Genomic DNA, 16430 nt, shown 5'->3' with positions numbered 1-16430 from the left:
TTAATAATGAACACTGTAAAGTTAATGATTGGTGCATGTATTTTGCTAAATAGTATAAATTTACATGCAGAAAGTGCTAAAGAATGTATGAAATATTGGAGCGAGCCAGCAGTACAAGTGATTGTATCAGAAGATGTTCAGTGTCCTGATATATGGGAAGATAACTTTAGTAAAGAAAACAAAAAAATAGCAAAAAACATTGGCTTTGATTTAAAAGATAAAAACTGGACATCTACAGGAACATGTAATCATGTTCAATACAAAAATAAAAATTATTATATTTATTGGGCGGAAATGAAACATAATAAAACTGATATTATTATGATATATAATGATATTAACTCATTCGCATATTCAAGGGAAATAGACCGGAAAAAAATTAAAAATGGATTTAGAAAGGAAGATTACGTAGATGTGAATTTATCTTGTAGTAAAGTTGGAGAGGATGCAAATATTGTATCCGCTTTAAATGGATATTTATTCAAAGAAACATCTATTAGTAATATTTCTAAATATAAGGTTAATGACAGGTTTAAATAATGAAAAAGACTATACAGTTTCAAGATGGATCAGTACAAGACTTTGAATTAAATAGAAATGGATTTATACAAGCTGTTAGTTATAAAGAATCAAGTGCTGATTTGAAGCAAAGCTTAAGCCACAAATCGAATATAATAGCAGCAGCCAAAAAAAGCTCAGGAGGATATCGTGGTTTTTTTCAAATGGGAGAGTCTGCCTTATTTGAAACTGGATACTATTTAGGAGATTTAGGTGTAGATTTTAGAAAACTAAACCCAGAGAAAGAGAAGCAAAGAATAGATACGATTAGAGCAACTTTTGAGAAAAATGATTGGAAAGGGGAATGGTCAGGTAAAAATGGAATTCATTCTTTCAATGATTTTCTTACAAAGCCTGAATTACAATTAATGGCAGTTAGTGATTGGATAAATTATTTATGTAAACGTATGCAGATATTAAACTTCAATCAATATTATGGGAAAATTATTAATGGGGTTGAGGTAACTGAATCGGGAGCAATAGCTAGTGCCCATTTGATGGGTGAAGGAGGACTAGCAACTTTTCTTGGCTCACCTGTATTTAAGAAAAAATCAGCTGTATCTGATGGTAATGGAACACATATTTCTTCATACTTATCAATGTTCGGTGGTTTTGATTTAGAAAGCTGTTGCAAAAGAAAAATTTATATTACTCTAAAAGATAGTGCAGGCTTAGAATTAAAAAATAAAGAAGTAACGATTGTTTCTAAAAATAATGGTAAATATATTTCAGGAGAAACAAGAGTCAAGGTTAAGAGTGATGAGAATGGTAACCTTCCTGTTATTGTTAGAAACCCAAACACAGAAATAAAAATAGTTGCTGATGGAAAAGAGTCGAATAGTATTATTCAAAAAGCAAATGAAAAACAAAAAGCAACTTTAAGTGATTTTAAAGTTACAAGCCATTCTGCAACTTTAGCAACAGATAGTGCACCTCAACCGAGACCTCAGGTTAATAAAACACCTCAAGAAGTAAGAAGTGAGCAGATGCAATCTTCAACACCTCAACAGGCAGAGTTAACTCCTGTATCTAAAGATGTAAATTTTAATATTGAAATAGTCGAAGGGGATTCTGGTAAGGCAATCTCTAATATGAATTTTTTTCTTACCTACAAAGGCAATATTAAAAAACATACAGCTGATAGTCATGGGGTCAAGCAAGGTATTATTGCGGAGGAGGGACAAGATGTTGAGGTTTCAGTAGAAGGTGATGGGCAGAAACAGGTCATACATCATTTTCAAGTTAATGCGGCATTAAAAAATAAAACAGTTAAAGTGAAATTACCTGTACATTCTTTTAATATTTCAGTAACCCAAGATGGTAAACCTGTTCCAAACACATTGTTTAGTCTCTTTTATAGAGGTCGAGAAATACCAAAAAGAACAAATAACAGTGGTGTAATGAATGTACGGATGTTAACGGGTTTTGTTTTTGGCTTTGGTATAAAAGGAAAAAGTCTAGTTTTAAGTCGTGTTGAAAAATCAAGCTCAACTAAACCCTTTATTGTAAATGGTAGTGCTGTTCAGGCATCGAAATTATATGAAGTTGCAGATGCAAAACGTAAACAGGCTGAAGATCTAAAAAGACAACAGCAGCAGAAAGATGTTCAGGAAAAGAAAGCAAAAGAAGAAGCAGAAAAAGCAAAAACTGAACCAGATAAGAAGAATCAAACGAAGAAAAATAATACGTATACTGAAAGTGGAGGAAAGCCATTAACAACGGTAAGTAATCAATCACCGCCAACAAGCGATACGACTCGATATCATATTTATCATGATGGAAAAATCAAAAGAGAGAATAAAGCGGCAACAGGTTTTGCTGAGTTCATTTATTATGACCAAAATGGTAAGACTCATAATTTAGGGAAATCTAGATATGTAGTTGCTAAAAGATGGGATAAAAAAGATGTTCATGGTACTGGAAATATTTTCTTAGTAGATGTTAGGTCTTTTTCATCATATCGTAATGGAAATGTTGGGTATAAAATGTTAATGAATTCCCAGCAACAAAGATACTATTTGGGTGGTGTGGAGATGGCTGCATTTCTTGGTGGCTTATGTAAGTCTGGTTATGATGATATTTCATTTAATGGTTTTAGTACGTCTAATGGATCACCAGGAGAAAGTTCTTCGCATATCAATGGAGAGGCTGGAGATATAAGATATTTGAGGAAAGATAAGAAAGCTGAACCTGTTATTCTACAAGATGAAATTTATGATCATCAACGAAGTTTGGAGCTTATAAATAATTTTATAAGCTTTGGATGGGGACGTTCTAAATTAATGATAAGTGAATATTTTACTAATGCAACTGCGGGAGTGAAAAGTAACTATATTTTTCCAAAGTGCTTTCAGTTAAAAAGTAAAAAACCAAGACATAATAATCACTTGCATATGCAAGGGCTTTCGGCTTATATAGAGGATATTTGATTTTGAAAAAGGCTAGTTTATTTCTATCACTAATATTATTAGTTGGTTGTGCAAAAAACGAAGTTCATGGTTTAGATAAAGATAGTTTGGATTTTCATAAATTGAATGGGATTTCTTTGGGAAGTAATTTAGAAGATTTTGTAAAAAAATACAAAGGAGATATTTTAGTTCAAAATTATAAAGACATTAGTAATGTAGTAGGCTGTGAGAATTCAAAAAATATTATTATAGATAATAATGAGACAAACTTAGATGTTAGTAGTAAAGGTTTCATAACAGCGATAAATACCACGAATCCAAGAGTGATAGATGCAAATGGAATAAGTGTTGGGCAAGATTCAAAAAAATTACTAGAATTGAAATCGATTAATAAATTAAAGAAAATGGATAACCAAGAAGGTGGTTCTTATTACGAATACAAGTTGGTTTCACAGGACTCTAAATTTTATTATATTTATACTACTAACCAAGATGATAAGGTTGACTCCATTGGATTGTTCTCTAAGGATCATATAAATTGCTATGAGGATTAAGTGTTTTATATTCTGTAAGGAAAGAGTTTTATACTAATGAATAATTTTTTTATTTGCCACTATGTTTTATTTAGCTGCATGCAATATCAAAAGGAATATTCATGAGGAAGGTATTTCATAAATATTAATTTTTCTGAAATGCTTATTATGAATAAGAAATTCTCGTTATCGTTATGCTTAATGTTGGTAGTATATGTTTTTTAAAATGTCGGAATAGTGAGTAATAGTTGCTTACAAAAAGTAATAGGTGATGCAAGGCATTAATATTAATTTTCTTAATGTATTATTAATTTTTGGTTTGAGTGCATGCTCAAATGCTGCAGATTATAAAAATCAAAGATTAGATGAGAAAATTATATATGTCAATATTGAGCATGATTTGAATAGTATATATTCTGGTATTAAAAGCTATATTGGTGACAATAAAAAAGAAGTTGACTATCTTGTTGCAACTCAGCGTTCTTGGTTGAAAAATAGAAATTTAAAATGTAGTTTTAATGGGAGAGAAGTAAATAATGAAAACTATAAGTGTCTAAGTGAATTTAATAATTCAAAAATTAAAGACTTGAAGAAGTCATATTTGGATTTTGATAGTTTAGAAGGAAACTTAATAAAACCATTTAATTATAAAGATGGTGTTGTAAAAAAATGGAAGTTGGTGGGTGTTATTGTACTGAAAATAAAATTAAAATTTTAAACAACAAGATTTATGTATATCAAGCTTGTGACAAAAGTTTAAGTAAACCACGTATATATAATGTGGTTGGTAAGAAAAAGAATGAATTTTTAGTAGAATATCAAATTGATACTAATAATAAAGTTCCAGAATTTAACTTGGTCTTTCTCACTAATGGTGAAAATGTTTGGAATATTGTTCCCAAAGTTTTTAGAAAAGAAGACTTATTGAATTTAAATTTTAAAATTCGTTATACAACTGATGTTAGTTTAAAGAGTAAGGATGTGAATTGTGATGATCATGATGAGTAATAATTTTTATTAAATTTTAGTTGTGTGTAAAAGTAATATTTAAATTTGAAGATTTGGTATTGCTTTTAAATTAAATTTTTGTAGTATTGCAAAATTACTTAAACTAATAGGATATTTAAGATGAATTTTTTCAAAAAAAAACATATCTATATCTTATGCTTGGTTAGCTTATGTGGTCTAATATCTTCATGTACGAATGCTTCAGAAAAGAAGTGCGAGTCTGATAATATAAATCAAAATCTAAGTTGTCTTTTGAAAAGCAATGGTTCTCTAAAAGAATAGTTAATAAATAAAGGAAATAGTAAAGAAAGAGATTTCAAAAAATGGGAAAAAGAAATTCAAAAAAAGTGTGAAGGGAAAATAAGTCATATAGCTGGGGAAGGTGCAGGTCTAGTTAGAAGTCAATGTTATAGAGATGAGTATTTATCTAGGTTAGCATTTTTAACTACTGGAAAAACTTCGAAAGAGGAAAAAAATATTCATGGTTTAGTTGTAACATATTTGCCCTATAATTCAGCTGATCATTTTAAATGTATTTTAAAGAAAGATATAAATAGTTGTTCTAAAGTTAATTTGGTTAGCTCATCTAATTTGATAAAATTCTATCCATCTATTTCTCCAAGTTATGGGGATGGTGTTGTTCTTCCAGAAACAGAAAGTGGTAAACAAATTATTATTTCTCCATTTGAAGATAATGAAGATGAAGGGCCACAACTTGCTATTTTAAGTATTAATACTTTTGGAATAAAAGAAAATAAATTTATTCCAGCAACTAAAAATGTATTAATTGATAAGAATTATAATTTAACTTATATGGAAGGTAATAAAGAAAAACGAATACAATTAAAATGATAATTTTCTTGAAAATACAGGTGTTTTGGCAGCTGAAAAAGAAACTAATTAACGAATTCAAAGTTAAAAAAGCCCAGCGATAAAGCTGGGCTTTTTTATTTAGGTCTCAACAATCCCTTCTAAGTCATCAAAGGTATAGTTGTTCGGTACATTGATCATATGGGTCTGTACGCCAGCTTCCACTTTCTCTCTCGCATCAGGATACAGCCAGCGCGTAATCTGCTCGGCTACGCTCGAGTGATACTGGATTTCAAAATGGTTCAGCCCGTAGAAAACAGCTTTATGCGTATCGGGTAGCTTGAGTTGAAAACGTGGATTTGGATGTTCGCCTAAAGCACTTTTGACACTGACCAGATAATCACCAATCACAGAGAGTGCTTTATTACGCAGCTTCTCAAATTCTAAAGTTCCTGCAATCAGAAACGTATTGATATGTGATGGGAGTGGCGCAGGCTTACGATTGTCATCTGCAAAACCGATACGTGCATCATTATGTTCCCAGTCATCATCACGAACGCTACCGTGACGCAGATCCAGAATACCGTTACTGCGCACATTGACCAACTGACCAATCAGGCTGATAAATGGAAATGCACCCAGTTTATCCTGTAAGACAAAGCCAAAACGCTCCAGTACTGCACCATGATGTGGTGAACCGATACAGACCAAGTTCTCGACCATATGCACCCATTGATATAGATTCTGTTTGCCATAAAACAGGGCACTGCGGGAAACCAGACCGCCCATACTGTGCCCAATCAGGTCAATACTGGTAATACGCGGATTACGCTGTACCAGATCTTCCAGCGTATTGGCAAAACTACGGCCATTGGCTGAAATCCGGCGACCTGTATTGTAGTTCAGATACAACATGGTGTTGTTATCACGTTGAGCCAGTAGGCGCTCGCCAATCCCGCCATAACGATGATTGGACCAGGTCAGATGGTTCATGCATAGACCATGTGTCAGGATCACCACACGGCCGGTTAGTTCACCCTGTTGTAAAGAACCATAGTGATCATAAAGCACCATGGGCAAGGCCATTGGATTATGTTGCTTTAAAAAGAAATCGCCAAAGATGCCATTTAGTGCGCCGACCGCAAAATGTAAGGTCGGTGTCAGCGGTTTATCATGCAGGATCGGAAATTTGGCGATAATGCGGCGTAAATTAGGGGCAAGAAAATGACTGCCGTATTTTTGCAGGGCCACATAAGAAAACTGGTAGAACTTTTGCAGTTGCGGGTGCTTTTGTAAATTCTTGGCTTTTTGTGCACTTAAACCGAGCGTTGTCCGTAATACCTCAGTTTGTACCAGTTGCACCAATTCGTGTACCCCGCTGAGGCTGGTACTGACCAACTGGGCCAAACCCTCCAGAACATCGGCCTGACTCGGGGGCGTACGGTCCCACTTGCAGTAGGTTTCATGCAGCGGTGTTAAACTTGGCATATTGTTTTCCCCATCCTTGATATATACCGAAGATTTGAAGTGATTCACTTGATACTGTTTAGGTAAACTACAACAAACGTTTACATCTTATGTCTTTCATAACTAATTTTTTTAGAATACTGATGAACGGAGTCCAGTATCGTTTTTTATGTCTGACAATGTTGAGCTTATCTGTATGTTATATTGTTATTTGTATAACAATTAAGCAAAATAATGTGATCTATTTCACTTTAAGTCAAGCCGCTGTCTTTTTTGGTGCATATGCAAATTATTTATTTACATGGTTTTCGAAGCAGTCCGATGTCGATCAAAGGGCAACAGCTGCAACAATATTGTGCAGGACGCGATGACGTTCAGGTACATTTACCTGACTTAAATCGTGCTCCTGATCAGGTACTTGCACAGCTTTCTCAGCTTATCGAAAATTTACCACATGATAAAGTGGTTTTGGTGGGAAGTAGCCTGGGAGGGTTCTACACGACATATCTTGTCGCAAAGTATGCTTGTCCTGCTGTACTGATCAATCCTGCTATGCAACCATGGCAACTCTTTCAAGATTTATTCGGTATTGAACAAATCCCGCTCAAAGTCACTGAATCATGGACACTTGATACAGATCAATTGCAGCAATTACAATCGATTGCTGACACGAAGTTAAAGCATGCTGATAAAATTCTGGTGCTGTTGCAACAAGGCGATGAAGTCTTGGATTATCATCAGGCTCAACGCTATTATAGTGCAGTTCATCCATCCTCATTGATTTTAACTGACGCTGGTGGTAATCATGCAATGGATGATTTTGAAGAAAAATTACCTTTAGTACTCGAATTTTTATCGGCAGCCCTCCAAAAAGGAAGTCCAACCCAGTGACACAATACACGGCCCAATCCCTTGAAGTTCTTTCTGGTTTAGATCCTGTTCGTCGTCGACCAGGCATGTATACCGATACCTCACGTCCAAACCATTTGGCGCAAGAGGTGATTGATAATGCAGTCGATGAAGCACTTGCCGGTCATGCCAACCAGATTTGTGTCACGGTCTATGAAGATGGTTCATTGTCAGTTGAAGATAATGGACGCGGCATGCCAGTCGATATCCATCCGGAATATGGGCAAAGCGGTATCGAAATTATTCTGACCAAGTTACATGCCGGCGGTAAATTCAGTACCGATAACTATCAGTTCTCTGGTGGTTTGCATGGTGTCGGTATTTCCGTGGTCAATGCCTTGTCGACCCGTGTTGAAGTGGCGGTACAGCGTCAGGGTAACCTGTATCAAATGGCCTTTGAACAGGGTGAACCGGTTGCCCCCTTATCGGTTTTGGAAGGCAAGGTGGCAAAGCGTGCCACAGGAACAACCGTTCGTTTCTGGCCGGAAGCCAAATATTTTGACAGTCCTAAATTTGCATTAAAGGCGTTAAAACATAATTTAAAAGCCAAAGCGGTATTAGCTGCGGGCTTAAAAATTATTTATGACGATAAAATCAATAAAGAAAAAATTGAATGGCAGTTTGAAAATGGTCTGGTCGACTATTTGATGGACGAACTGCAAGATCGTGAAATTCTGCCTGATCCGGCCTTTGTCAGTCAGGGGCAAGCGGATCGTGCAGCCTGTGAGTTTGCGATTTGCTGGAACGTGGAAGGTGGCGAACAGATTCAGGAAAGTTATGTCAATTTGATTCCCACTGCGCAAGGCGGTACCCATGTCAATGGTTTACGTTCAGGTGTAACCGAAGCGCTGCGTGAGTTCTGTGAATTACGCAATTTGTTACCGCGTAATATGAAGTTGTCTGCGGAAGATGTCTGGGATGGGGTAAATTTTATTCTATCGCTGAAATTTCAGGAACCGCAATTCTCCGGACAAACCAAAGAACGTTTATCTAGCCGTGAAGCCTCTAATATTGTATTGAATATTGCCAAAGATGCATTTGCCTTATGGTTGAATCAACATGCCGAGATTGCGACCCAGCTGGCTGAAATGGCGATTGCCAAAGCAGGACGTCGTCTCAAAGCCGCAAAAAAAGTCGAGCGTAAAAAGATTGTCGCAGGCCCAGCCTTACCCGGGAAATTGGCTGACTGTGTCGGTTTAACCCGTGAAGACAGTGAACTGTTTATTGTCGAAGGGGACTCTGCGGGCGGGAGTGCCAAACAGGCGCGCGACAAGAATTTCCAAGCGATTATGCCGATTCGCGGAAAAATCCTGAATACCTGGGAAGTGTCTTCCGATGAGGTCTTGGCTTCGCAAGAAGTACATGATATTGCCATCGCGATCGGGGTTGATCCGGGCAGTGACGATTTGTCTGAATTACGTTATGGCAAAATCTGTATCCTGGCCGATGCGGACTCGGATGGTCTGCATATCGCAACCTTATTATGCGCATTGTTTGTAAAACATTTCCCGACACTGGTGGAGGAAGGTCATCTGTTTGTGGCGATGCCACCACTGTATCGTATTGATATTGGGAAGGATGTGTATTACGCCTTGGATGATGATGAGCTAGAGACGATCTTGAAAAAAGTCAAAGGCAATAAAAATCCGCAAATCACCCGATTCAAAGGTTTGGGCGAGATGAATGCCAGCCAGTTGCGTGAAACCACCATGGACCCGAATACGCGTCGTCTGGTGCAACTGGATCTGGACGATGCCCATTTAACGGCTGGATTACTGGATAAATTGCTGGCGAAGAAGCGTTCTGCCGACCGTAAACACTGGTTAGAGCAAAAAGGTAATTTAGCAGATATCAGTGTCTAAACTCCCTTTAGAAGATCGAGATCAGCCAGACAAATGTCTGGCTTTTTCTTTGTGTAAAGTCTTTAGATTTGGGCTGAACAAATCTGCATCATTTTAGGTCGCTGCGTATTTTTTGTATGCAATGTTGTATACAAGATCAAAAAAAGCATCAGTAAAATTTATTAAAATTAAATAAAAACAATAGCTTGTTGTGTTGGCATAAAAATTGAATAACTCCATCCAGTAAAAATCACAATATTGATGGGTGGAGAGAATGATGCAAAACAAATTGATGTCGATGTCAGTGCTCATGGCAGCCATGATGGGGATGGGTCTGGTGGGCTGTTCAAAACCAGCCGAAAAAACAGAACAAGCAAAAACTGAAGCCAAAACTGCACCTGCAGCCAGCGGTGACACCATCAAGGTTGGGATTCTGCACTCGCTTTCAGGCACCATGGCGATTTCTGAAACCTCACTAAAAGACACCGCCTTGATGACCATCAATGAAATCAATGCCAATGGTGGGGTACTGGGCAAAAAACTGGAACCTGTAATTGTCGATCCAGCTTCTGACTGGCCCCTGTTTGCAGAAAAGGCGCGTCAGCTGATTACCCAAGATAAAGTCGCGGTTATTTTTGGTTGCTGGACCTCTGTGTCGCGTAAATCAGTGTTGCCTGTGGTGGAAGAGTTGAATGGCTTATTGTTCTATCCGGTGCAGTATGAAGGTCAGGAACAATCGAAAAACATCTTCTATACCGGGGCGGCTCCGAACCAGCAGGCAATTCCTGCAGTTGAGTATTTGATGGGAGATGAGGGCGGGAAAGCAGAACGTTTTGTGTTGTTGGGCACAGATTATGTCTATCCACGGACCACCAATAAAATTCTTCGGGCTTTCTTGGAATCAAAGGGCGTCGCCGATGCCGACATCATGGAAGAATACACCCCATTTGGTCACAGCAATTATCAAACCATTGTGTCCAATATTAAGAAGTTCTCTGCAGGTAAAAAGACGGCAGTGATCTCGACCATCAATGGTGATTCCAATGTGCCGTTCTATCGCGAACTGGGCAACCAAGGCATTAAGGCATCCGATATCCCGGTCATGGCTTTCTCGGTCGGGGAGGAAGAATTACGTGGTATTGATACCAAACCCTTGGTCGGTCATTTAGCGGCATGGAACTATTTCATGTCGGTCAAGAATCCTAAAAATACCGAGTTTGTAAATAAATTCAAACAATATGCAGTGCAATACAAACTGCCAAATGCCGACAAAGTGGTGACCAACGATCCGATGGAAGCGACCTATGTCGGGATCAATATGTGGAAGCAGGCGGTTGAGAAAGCGGGCACCACTGAGGTGGATAAAGTTCGTGATGCGATGGCTGGTCAGACCTTTGCGGCACCATCAGGCTATACCCTCAAAATGGATGAAAGCAATCACCACTTGCATAAGCCTGTGATGATTGGACAGATCCGTGGCGATGGCCAGTTCGATGTGGTCTACAAAACCCCGCAAACCATCAAGGCGGAGCCTTGGAGTCCGTATATCCCTAAATAATTCGCTTCATGTCTGTTGTGTTGGCAGCAGGCATTTCTATTTTTCTGATCCATTTAAACCGTAACCATAAGGGGAGTTCTATGGCGAAACATTTTGTTTTGGCACTGCTCTGCATCATGGCACAGCTGATGTTGAGTCCAGCATGGGCAGAGGCCACATCCACAGCACCTGTGACGTCTACAGCTTCTCCAGATGCCATTCAGACCTTTGTAAAGGCTGACTTTGCGACGCGTCGTGCCATGCTCAATCAGTGGCCTGCCAGTATTGAACAACTGGATCAACTGGTGGCCTATATTGATCAAAATGAGCTTTATACCGATAGTGCAGGCAATACCTATCTGTTAAAAAATGATGACAAACTGTTTAGCTATCCTGAGCAGCAGGCGCTACAACAATGGCCTGCCGATTTATCCCAAGTGACTTTGGTCAATACCTTACGCAAGGCCCTGAATTTTGGTCAAGCCAAAGCCAAACTCAACTCCAATGATGCATCACAACGATTGGCCGCGGTCGATATTTTAGAAAATAATCTGGCTGAACTTGATGTGGCGATGGTGAAGCAGCTTTATCTGAATGAAAAAAATGATCAGGTCAAAACGCGTTTAGCACAGCTCAAAGCTCGTCTGGATTTTAACAGTGCTGATGCGTTTACCCAGCTTGAAGCCGTGAAAGTTTTGGCAGATTCCAATCGCCCTGATGTGTTCGCCTTAATTAACCAAACTCTAGAACAACCACAAAACAATCCTGCATTGAAGGCTGCCTTGCTGGATGCGCAAAATCAAATTAAAACCCGACTACAAATCAGTGAGTGGTCAGGCCATGTCTTTTCAGGTATGAGTACGGCCAGCATTTTACTGCTTGCTGCGCTTGGTTTAGCCATTACTTATGGTCTGCTTGGGGTGATTAACATGGCACATGGTGAGCTGATTATGATCGGTGCCTATACCACTTACGTGATTCAAAGCTTTTTTAAAAGCCATTTTGCAGGGTGGGTGGATTGGTATCTGGTAGCAGCCATTCCTGCCGCATTTCTGGTGAGTGCCTTGATCGGTATGTTGATTGAACGCACCGTGATTCGCCCGTTATACGGTCGTCAACTGGAAACCTTGCTTGCTACTTTTGGGGTGAGTTTGATTCTGATGCAACTGGTGCGTATGGTCTTTGGTGCACAGAATGTTGAAGTCTCCAATGTCAGCTGGTTGAGTGGTGGGATCGCGATGACACCGAGCCTGATGCTGCCATATAACCGTATGGCGATTATTGGTTTTACCGTCGCCGTATTATTGCTGTTGCTGTTTTTACTCAATAAAACCCGTTTCGGCTTATTCGTTCGTGCGGTCACGCAAAACCGTCAAATGGCACGTGCGGTTGGGATTCGTTCTGCCCGGATTGACCTGCTGGCTTTTGGTCTGGGCTCAGGTCTGGCTGGTTTGGCAGGCTGTGCCTTGGCACAGGTCGGTAATGTGGGGCCTGATCTCGGTCAAAACTACATTATTGACGCTTTCCTTGTGGTTGTGGTCGGTGGCGTGGGCCAAGTCTGGGGTGCGGTACTGGCAGCACTCGGATTGGGCATCAGTGGAACAGTGCTGGAAATTGGTTTAGGTGCAGTTCTGGCAAAAATTATTCTCTTGGTTCTTGTGATTTTGTTTATCCAAAAGCGTCCACAAGGTTTGTTTGCCATCAAAGGCCGTTTTGTGGAGTAAGCCAATGAAAATCACTGCTTTATTTGCTGACAAACCCTATAGCGCCGTGGCAATTGCGATCTGTTTTGGCGTGTTATTGCTGTTGCCATGGCTACACCTGTTGTCTCCTGACTCTGCATTTTACTTGTCCGCTTATTGGATCACCCTGATTGGCAAGATTATGTGTTTGGCTTTGGTGGCTCTTGCACTGGATCTGGTCTGGGGCTATGCCGGGATTCTAAGCTTGGGACATGGTTTGTATTTTGCCTTGGGCGGTTATGCCTTCGGTATGTATCTCATGCGTCAATCTGCAGGTGATGGGTTACCTGATTTTATGCGCTTCCTCAGTTGGACCGAATTGCCTTGGTATTGGGTCGGGACTGAGCATATTGCCTGGGCCTTGGCACTGGTCGTGCTTGTCCCTGGATTGATTGCATTTATTTTTGGTTTTTTTGCCTTTCGCTCCAAAATCAAAGGGGTGTATTTCTCGATCATTACTCAAGCCATGACCTTTGCCGCAGCCTTACTGTTCTTCCGTAATGAAACAGGCTTTGGTGGCAATAATGGCTTTACGGGTTTTAAGACCATTCTCGGTTTTGATATTACCTCGCCACCAATGCGTGCAACCTTATGCTTTGTCACAGCGTTGATGTTGATGTTGTGTTTCCTCGGTTTGCGCCAGTTGATGAATCGTCCTTATGGTCGCGTGCTCGGCGCAATCCGCGACAGTGAAAATCGCTTGCAATATCTCGGTTATCGCACGCTGTGGTACAAGCTGTCGGCATGGGTATTGTCCGCGGTGATTGCCGGTATTGCAGGGGCGTTGTATGTGCCTCAGGCCGGCATTATTAACCCAAGTGAAATGAATCCCGTCAATTCGATTGAAATGGCGGTGTGGGTGGCTGCGGGTGGACGTGGCACTTTGATTGGACCGATTTTGGGGGCAGGTTTAATCAATGCAGTGAAAACCTATTTCACTGTGGCTGCGCCAGAAGCATGGTTATTGATCTTGGGTGCGCTGTTTATCGTGGTGACCTTGTTCTTGCCTAAGGGTGTGATTGGCGTATTTGACCGTTTTAAAAAGGAGCGTGATTAAATGAGTGATGTATTAATAGACGCTGCTCAACATGGCGGTCAACTGGGTGAGGGCTATGGACGCACCAAGACGCAAGGTGCGGATTTTAGTCACGGCATTGCCTTATATCTGGAAAAAGTCAGTGTCTGGTTTGATTCATTTCGGGCCTTGAATGATTTGTCACTGTACATTGCCGAGGGTGAGTTACGTTGCATTATTGGACCGAATGGCGCAGGAAAAACCACACTGATGGATGTGATTACCGGCAAAACCCGTCCAAGCACAGGTACGGCATTTTTTGGGCAAAACTATGATCTTGCCAAAATGAGTACCGAGCAAATTGCGGAAGCGGGGATTGGACGTAAATTCCAGAAACCCACGGTATTTGAAAATTTTAGCGTGATGGAAAATCTGCTATTGGCAGCGCCACGCGATAAACGGGTGAAAAAAAGCTTTTTTTCCCGTTTAGACCCAGAAGCGCAGCTGGCCCTGGATGAAAGTCTCGAGCAGATCCGTTTAACGGAATTTGTGCAAAAGCCCGCAGGTCTGCTCTCACATGGACAAAAACAGTGGCTGGAAATCGGCATGTTGCTGATGCAACGACCCAAGTTGATTTTGCTGGATGAGCCTGTTGCCGGTATGACCGATGCTGAAACCGAGCGCACGGCTGAACTGTGTCTGGAACTGAAAAAAAATCACACGCTGGTGGTGGTGGAACATGACATGAGTTTTATTGACACCATCAGTGAAAAAGTCACGGTCTTGGCGCAAGGCGCGATTCTGGCTGAGGGCACATTGGCAGAGGTTCAGGCCAATGAAGATGTGATTGAAAAGTATTTAGGGCGTTAGGAGAGACACATGCTAGAAGTGAAACAAATTAACCAGTTCTATGGTGGCAGTCATATCCTGCGTGATGTGTCTTTTAATGCGCCTGTGGGTGAATGTAGTGTGGTGCTGGGGCGTAATGGTGTGGGCAAAACCACCTTGCTGAAATGCCTGATGGGTATTCTGCCAATTAAGTCAGGACAGATCCTGCTGGATGGTAAAGACATTGCCAAGATGTCTCCTGAACAACGGGTACGTGCCGGTTTGGCCTATGTGCCGCAAGGTCGTGATATCTTTTCGACTTTAACGGTAGAAGAAAATATTTTAATTGGCATGGCTAAATTTTCGGGTGCCAAGACGCGTAAAGTGCCGACGCATTTATATGAAATTTTCCCCGTACTTGATGAAATGAAACACCGCCGTGGAGGAGATTTATCCGGTGGTCAGCAACAGCAGCTGGCGATTGCTCGGGCGTTGGCTTCTGAACCACGGGTATTGATTCTGGATGAGCCGACGGAAGGGATTCAGCCTTCAATTATTAAGGATATTGGTCGGGTGATTCGCAAGTTAGCAGATCAAGGCGAGATGGCGATTATTTTGGTGGAGCAGTTTTATGATTTTGCCGAAGAGTTGGCCGATGCGTATAGCGTGATGGCACGTGGGCAGATGATTGCACAAGGGCGGGGGGAGGAGATGCCTGAGAAGGGGATTCGGGAGTTGGTGGCGATTTAGTATTTCTTGGCTAACAGTTACTTTATCCTTGTTCTAAGGAATGTATCTTTATGATGGACCTTACTTTTGAGAGATCAAAAGTAAGCAAAAATCTTTTGTTCGACTGACGGTACATCCTGAGCAATTCCAAAGCATGGCTTTGGAAGCAGCGCAAGGCAGTCGAACATGGCGACATCCATGTCGCCTATAACGATAGTGAATGTTGGGAAAATGCAATTTAGAATATTAAATGGTTAGCACTCGATTTATTTGTCTTCAACCTTATAAAACGTTCCGCCTGCATAGACATTATGTCCAAAGCCACATGAAGATTCGCCGTTGTGCTGTTCAACCTCAATTTTTTGTCCAAGCTTTGCGTCATTGGCGAATTGAAGTTTAATCACACAGTCTTCATTACGATAGTTCGCCTGTTTTGACTTGAGGGACATGCTGGTTTCAAACTGTCCCATATTGGGACCATAGATCAGGCCGCGTGGACCAAAATAGTAGCCATCGAAGGCAATCTGATATTGATTCTGTTTTTTGCTGACCTTGATATAGTCCCATTGCCCAAAGCCATTGGCACGGACATAAGTCCCTTGTAGACCTGGTGAGATTTGAGGCTTTGGCAGTTGTTTTAAGTTGTATTGGCTGGTTTTTGAGTCTTTATCACGTAAAAACCAGACTCTGGCCCATTGCGGCTTACCGCGTTTGGCATAACTTAACCCCACATTATTATTAGCGATTTCAATGTCCCGGTCACTGACCTGAATCCCGCTTTCATCTGCATTGGCCTGACAGAAATGTGCCCATGCGGCTTGGTTTTCGAATTGCTTGGCTGCTTTAAGATATTGCTTCTGATCGTAAAACTTTTTACCTGCTTGGGCATATTGTTTCACTTTGGCACAGCCTTGTTGCAATTCTTGCTCGAAGGACAGTTCTGCAAAGCTGGCACTTGAAGCGATTGCGATGGAAAGGCACAGACCGAGTTGAGATGTTTTAATCATTTTGGCTATTTTTGAAATCAAGTATTGCTTTCATTCTA

13 protein-coding genes and 1 pseudogene are annotated in these 16430 nt (G+C 40.5%); 12 read left to right on the top strand and 2 right to left on the bottom strand.

What is annotated here, in order from left to right:
- Positions 1 to 6 precede the first annotated feature (6 nt).
- The 5 genes and pseudogenes from MSG93_RS07815 to MSG93_RS07795 all read left to right on the top strand — a co-directional run bounded on the left by MSG93_RS07815 (position 7) and on the right by MSG93_RS07795 (position 5359).
- Positions 7 to 540 (top strand): hypothetical protein, encoded by a 534-nt coding sequence (locus MSG93_RS07815; protein ID WP_324621265.1) that lies wholly within the window; start codon positions 7 to 9, stop codon positions 538 to 540.
- Entirely contained in the window at positions 540 to 2987 is a 2448-nt protein-coding gene (locus MSG93_RS07810) for a hypothetical protein (RefSeq protein WP_324621263.1), read from the top strand. The genes MSG93_RS07815 and MSG93_RS07810 overlap by 1 nt, the downstream gene beginning before the upstream one ends.
- Before the next feature lie 2 nt (positions 2988 to 2989).
- Positions 2990 to 3520 (top strand): hypothetical protein, encoded by a 531-nt coding sequence (locus MSG93_RS07805; RefSeq protein WP_324621262.1) that lies wholly within the window; start codon positions 2990 to 2992, stop codon positions 3518 to 3520.
- A 250-nt stretch (positions 3521 to 3770) separates the two neighbouring features.
- Positions 3771 to 4507: pseudogene (locus MSG93_RS07800) on the top strand (lysozyme inhibitor LprI family protein).
- A gap of 501 nt (positions 4508 to 5008) precedes the next feature.
- Complete coding sequence (locus MSG93_RS07795; protein WP_324621261.1) at positions 5009 to 5359, top strand: hypothetical protein; 351 nt, start codon at positions 5009 to 5011, stop codon at positions 5357 to 5359.
- 99 nt (positions 5360 to 5458) lie between these two features.
- Here the strand turns inward: MSG93_RS07795 and MSG93_RS07790 are convergent, their stop codons facing one another.
- On the bottom strand, positions 5459 to 6805 hold the full coding sequence (locus MSG93_RS07790; RefSeq protein WP_004776311.1) for a hypothetical protein: 1347 nt from the start codon (positions 6803 to 6805) through the stop codon (positions 5459 to 5461).
- 261 nt (positions 6806 to 7066) lie between these two features.
- Between MSG93_RS07790 and MSG93_RS07785 the strand changes: the two genes are divergently transcribed.
- The 7 genes from MSG93_RS07785 (at position 7067) to urtE (ending at position 15406) form a co-directional block, all read left to right on the top strand.
- A complete protein-coding gene (locus MSG93_RS07785) occupies positions 7067 to 7675 on the top strand; it encodes a YqiA/YcfP family alpha/beta fold hydrolase (protein WP_032873412.1) in 609 nt (202 codons plus the stop codon).
- Positions 7672 to 9555 carry a DNA topoisomerase IV subunit B gene (gene parE, locus MSG93_RS07780; protein WP_005227983.1) on the top strand — a complete coding sequence of 628 codons (1884 nt, stop codon included), beginning with the start codon at positions 7672 to 7674 and terminating at the stop codon, positions 9553 to 9555. The genes MSG93_RS07785 and parE overlap by 4 nt, the downstream gene beginning before the upstream one ends.
- Positions 9556 to 9811: 256 nt before the next feature.
- Positions 9812 to 11092: an urea ABC transporter substrate-binding protein gene (gene urtA, locus MSG93_RS07775; RefSeq protein ID WP_324621332.1), complete on the top strand. Its 1281-nt coding sequence runs from the start codon at positions 9812 to 9814 to the stop codon at positions 11090 to 11092.
- Between the two features lie 80 nt (positions 11093 to 11172).
- Positions 11173 to 12795, top strand: coding sequence for an urea ABC transporter permease subunit UrtB (urtB, locus tag MSG93_RS07770; protein ID WP_324621260.1), 1623 nt, complete (start codon positions 11173 to 11175; stop codon positions 12793 to 12795).
- Positions 12796 to 12799: 4 nt separating this feature from the next.
- Positions 12800 to 13870 (top strand): urea ABC transporter permease subunit UrtC, encoded by a 1071-nt coding sequence (gene urtC / locus MSG93_RS07765; protein ID WP_324621259.1) that lies wholly within the window; start codon positions 12800 to 12802, stop codon positions 13868 to 13870.
- Positions 13871 to 14698 (top strand): urea ABC transporter ATP-binding protein UrtD, encoded by an 828-nt coding sequence (urtD, locus tag MSG93_RS07760; RefSeq protein ID WP_324621258.1) that lies wholly within the window; start codon positions 13871 to 13873, stop codon positions 14696 to 14698.
- Positions 14699 to 14707: 9 nt separating this feature from the next.
- Positions 14708 to 15406, top strand: a complete 699-nt coding sequence (urtE, locus tag MSG93_RS07755; protein WP_324621257.1) for an urea ABC transporter ATP-binding subunit UrtE — start codon at positions 14708 to 14710, stop codon at positions 15404 to 15406.
- 245 nt (positions 15407 to 15651) lie between these two features.
- Here the strand turns inward: urtE and MSG93_RS07750 are convergent, their stop codons facing one another.
- Positions 15652 to 16392 carry a hypothetical protein gene (locus tag MSG93_RS07750; protein ID WP_324621256.1) on the bottom strand — a complete coding sequence of 247 codons (741 nt, stop codon included), beginning with the start codon at positions 16390 to 16392 and terminating at the stop codon, positions 15652 to 15654.
- Positions 16393 to 16430: the final 38 nt, after the last annotated feature.

The sequence above is a fragment of the Acinetobacter sp. IK40 genome, assembly GCF_035615075.1.
GTDB lineage: Bacteria > Pseudomonadota > Gammaproteobacteria > Pseudomonadales > Moraxellaceae > Acinetobacter > Acinetobacter courvalinii.
The sequence above is the reverse complement of the archived record's forward strand: the minus strand, read 5'-3'. Positions and strand labels throughout refer to the sequence as shown.